The sequence below is a fragment of the Streptomyces africanus genome (assembly GCF_002150735.1).
In the GTDB taxonomy this organism is placed as follows: Bacteria; Actinomycetota; Actinomycetes; order Streptomycetales; family Streptomycetaceae; genus Streptomyces; species Streptomyces africanus.
The window spans coordinates 1-3,673 of the sequence record NZ_MUKA01000498.1; the positions used below are offsets into that span (position 1 = coordinate 1).

At 71.3% G+C, this 3,673-nt stretch carries 4 protein-coding genes and 1 pseudogene; all 5 read right to left on the reverse strand.

Features of this window, described 5'->3' with window-relative positions; translation table 11 throughout:
* Nucleotides 1-172 precede the first annotated feature (172 nt).
* A pseudogene (locus CCL05_RS40695) lies at nt 173-806 on the reverse strand (ABC transporter permease).
* Complete coding sequence (locus CCL05_RS40700; RefSeq protein WP_086565606.1) at nt 803-1,570, reverse strand: ABC transporter ATP-binding protein; 768 nt, start codon at nt 1,568-1,570, stop codon at nt 803-805. The pseudogene CCL05_RS40695 and the gene CCL05_RS40700 overlap by 4 nt, the downstream one beginning before the upstream one ends.
* Before the next feature lie 151 nt (nt 1,571-1,721).
* A complete protein-coding gene (locus CCL05_RS40705) occupies nt 1,722-2,138 on the reverse strand; it encodes a Fur family transcriptional regulator (protein WP_086565607.1) in 417 nt (138 codons plus the stop codon).
* Nucleotides 2,139-2,288: 150 nt separating this feature from the next.
* Nucleotides 2,289-2,681, reverse strand: a complete 393-nt coding sequence (locus CCL05_RS40710) for a CBS domain-containing protein (protein WP_086565608.1) — start codon at nt 2,679-2,681, stop codon at nt 2,289-2,291.
* A gap of 146 nt (nt 2,682-2,827) precedes the next feature.
* The gene (gene hisN / locus CCL05_RS40715; RefSeq protein WP_086565609.1) at nt 2,828-3,628 is read right to left on the reverse strand and encodes a histidinol-phosphatase; all 801 of its coding nucleotides are present in this window, start codon (nt 3,626-3,628) and stop codon (nt 2,828-2,830) included.
* Nucleotides 3,629-3,673: the final 45 nt, after the last annotated feature.

Below are 3,673 nucleotides of genomic sequence, written 5' to 3' on the forward strand. Positions count from 1 at the left end.
GGGGCGAGGTCGGCGGGGTCCGTCCAGGAGCCGGCGCCGCAACCCTCGACGGGGCGCACGGCGCGCGTTGCGGCGTCCGCCTTCGGCGTCGCGCTCCCGGAGGACGGCGACGAGCAGGCCGCCGAGGCGAGCAGCGCGGTCGCGAGCAGGGCGAGGCCGTACGTATGTTCCCTCATGACTGCCCCCGTCCCCGGTCGCGCGGGGCCCACGGGGTGAGCAGCCGGCCGGCGAAGCGGACCAGCTCGGAGAAGAGCACGCCCAGGACGGCCACGCAGACGATGCCGACGAACATCACGTCGTTCTGGAAGAGGGCGCGGGAGTCGAAGATCAGATGGCCGAGGCCGTCGGTCGCGGCGATCTGTTCCGAGGCGNNCGGCGGGCAGGGACGCCGGGAGCAGGACGTGGCGGAACATCTGCCAGGGGGAGGCGCCGAAGACCCGGCCGGCGTCGCGGTGGCCGTCGGGGACCGCCATGACCGCCGACATCGTGGAGATCCAGACGAAGAAGAAGACCGTGGCCGCCACCAGGGCCACCTGCGGGCCCTCGCCCAGGCCGAACATGTTGAGGAAGACGGGAAGCAGGGCCAGCTTCGGTACGACGTACAGGGCGTCCAGGAGCGGCTCCAGGGCGGCCCGGACCAGCGACAGCGAACCCATCAGCAGGCCCAGGAGGTAGCCCGCCGCCGTGCCGACGGCNNACAGTTCCAGGGTGCGGCGGCGGCGGTGGGTGCGGACCGGGTGCAGTTCGCGGGGGCCCGGGCGGCGGACCAGGGCCGAGGGCTTCGTCTCGGGAGCGATCGTGGTCATGCCGGTACCGCCTCCTTGCGCAGCAGGTCCCACAACTCGCTCTTCAGCGCGGTGAACTCGGGGGTGGCGCGAACGTCGCCAGTGCGGGGGCGCGGGAAGGGCGGGCGGTGCTCGGCGATGATCCGGCCCGGGCGGGCGGACATCACCAGGACGCGGTCGCCGAGGACGATCGCCTCCTCCAGGCTGTGGGTGATGAACAGGGTCGTCGTGCGCAGCGCCTGGGTGATCTCCAGCAGTTCGTCCTGGAGGATCGTGCGCAACTGGGCGTCCAGGGCGGCGAAGGGCTCGTCCATCAGCAGCAGTTCGGGCTCGACCGCCAACGCACGGGCGAGGGCGACGCGTTGCCGCATGCCGCCGGAGAGGGCCGCCGGGTAGGCGTGCGCGAAGTCGGCGAGACCCGTGCGGGCCAGCCAGTCGGCGGCCCGGGCGTTCGCCTCCCGGCGTGGGACGCGCTGGACGTCGAGGCCGAAGCGGACGTTGGCCTGGACGGTCTTCCAGTCGTAGATTCCGTAGTCCTGGAAGATCATGGCCGCCGGGCGCGGACTGGCCGTGCGGATCTCCAGTGTGCCGGTGCTGGGCCGGAGCAGTCCGGCGGTGATGCGCAGCAGGGTGGACTTGCCGCAGCCGGAGGGGCCGACGAGGCAGACGAACTCGCCCGGCGCGACGGTCAGGTCGAGGGGGCCGAGGGCGTCGACCGCGCGAGGGCCCCGGCCGAAGGTGCGCGTCAGGTCGTGGGCGGTGACTTTTGGATACGGCTCTCCCACTTCGGTCTCCTCGCGGAGTGCGGAACGGACTGGTGGGTGCCGTTGACCATATGACGGACCGTCAGATACGGGAAGTCCGCGGACAGCGCGAAGCCCCGGCACTCATCGGTGCCGGGGCTTCGCACGCGAAGGCAGGGGAGGTGAGGGGAGGCTAGGCGGCCGCGCAGTTCGGGCAGACGCCGCGGTACGTCACCTCGACGTCCGAGACCGTGAAGCCGAAGCGCTCCGAGTCGGGGAGGTCCGCCAGGGGGTTGCCGACCGGGTGCACGTCGCGGATCGCGCCGCACTGGGCGCAGACCAGGTGGTGATGCGGCTGGTGGGCGTTCGGGTCGTACCGCTTGGCGCGCTGGTCCGTGGAGACCTCGAGCACCTCGCCGAGCGACACGAGCTCGCCGAGCGTGTTGTAGACGGTCGCCCGGGAGATCTCGGGCAGCTTGGTGACGGCCCGGGCGTGGACCTCGTCGGCCGTCAGGTGGACGTGTTCGCCGTCGAGGACCTCGGCCACGACGCGCCGCTGCGCGGTCATCCGCCATCCGCGTCCGCGCAGCCGTTCCAGAAGGTCACTCATGGCTACCAGCCTAACAGCAAAGGGGACCAGGTTGCGAACAGGTGTGGAGTTAGAGTTCCCCTCGCTTTAGACGCTATCTAATTCGGTCGGGCGGGTCGCTTGCGGTAGGGCGGCCCGGGCTTCTTCGAGGGGCCCGGGCCGGTCGCACTGTCAGGCGGGTACCTGCTGACGGGCCGGTGCCCAGCAGCGGATGATGTCGCGGACCGAGACGACGCCGGCGGGCTCGTCGCGGTCCAGCACGATGAGATGGCGGAAGCCGCCGTGCGCCATGGCATCGGCCGCCTCCTCCAGGGTCCAGGCCGGAGTGGCGAACACGACGTCGGTGGTGGTGTGTGCGTGGGCGAGCTCCGTGTCCGGGTCCTGGCCATGGCCTACGGAGATGAGGATGTCGCGTTCGGTGAGGATGCCGATGCCGCCGGCGTCGGGGTCGTGGACGATGGCCGCGCCGACCTTGCGGGCGGCCATCAGCGCGGCGGCCTGGCGGAGGGTATGGGTCGGGCCGATGGTCAGGACGACGGTGCTCATGGCGTCACGGACGAGCATGGATGGGCCTCCTGGGGGGTGTCCCCGCCGTTTGTTCATGCTTTCACAAGTTCACAAGCGGGCGGACTTCCAGGGTGGCAGGCAAAGGGAGGGTCAACAAGGGGGCGCTCGGTAACAGGGGGCGCGCTCGGCAACGGGTGGTGCGCTCAGTACCGCTGGTTGAGGTACCCCAGCAGCTCGTCGTGCAGCAGGCCGTTCGACGCGGCCGCGTTGCCGCTGTGCGGGCCCGGGCGGGAGTCGAGTCCGGTGAAGGTGCCGCCGGCCTCGGTGACGATGATCGCGTTGGCGGCCATGTCCCAGAGCGACAGCTCCGGCTCGGCGCACATGTCGACGGCGCCCTCGGCGACCAGCATGTACGGCCAGAAGTCGCCGTACGCGCGCGTGCGCCACACCTCTCGGGTGAGGTCCAGGAAGCCGTCCAGGCGGCCCTGTTCCTCCCAGCCGCTGAGCGAGGAGTACGCGAAGGAGGCGTCGGCGAGCTTTCCGACGCGGGAGACCTGGAGGCGGGTCGCCTTCGTGAGGCTGCGGCCGGTGAACGCGCCGTAGCCCTTCGCGGCCCACCAGCGGCGGCCGAGGGCGGGGGCGGAGACGACGCCGACGACGGGCTGGAAGCCGCCCTCGCCGGCTTCCATCAAGGAGATGAGGGTGGCCCAGACCGGGACGCCGCGTACGTAGTTCTTGGTGCCGTCGATGGGGTCGATCACCCAGCGGCGGGGGCCCGTGCCCTCGACGCCGTACTCCTCGCCGAGGATCGCGTCCCGGGGGCGGGCGCGGGCGAGTTGGCCGCGGATGAGTTCTTCGGCGGCCTTGTCCGCTTCGCTCACCGGGGTCATGTCCGGTTTGGTCTCTACCTTGAGGTCGAGGGCCTTGAACCGGTCCGTCGTCGCGGCGTCGGCGGCGTCGGCGAGGACGTGGGCGAGACGCAGGTCGTCGAGGTAGTCGGGCATGTAACGAACCTATCTGTCGAGGTGGGGGTGGGGCTACAGGGGGTT

Excerpts from the sequence above, each read along its gene's own strand:
- hisN (WP_086565609.1), bottom strand. The coding sequence starts at position 3,628 with ATGCCCGACTACCTCGACGACCTGCGTCTCGCCCACGTCCTCGCCGAC.
- CCL05_RS40710 (WP_086565608.1), bottom strand. The coding sequence starts at position 2,681 with ATGCTCGTCCGTGACGCCATGAGCACCGTCGTCCTGACCATCGGCCCG.
- CCL05_RS40705 (WP_086565607.1), bottom strand. The coding sequence starts at position 2,138 with ATGAGTGACCTTCTGGAACGGCTGCGCGGACGCGGATGGCGGATGACC.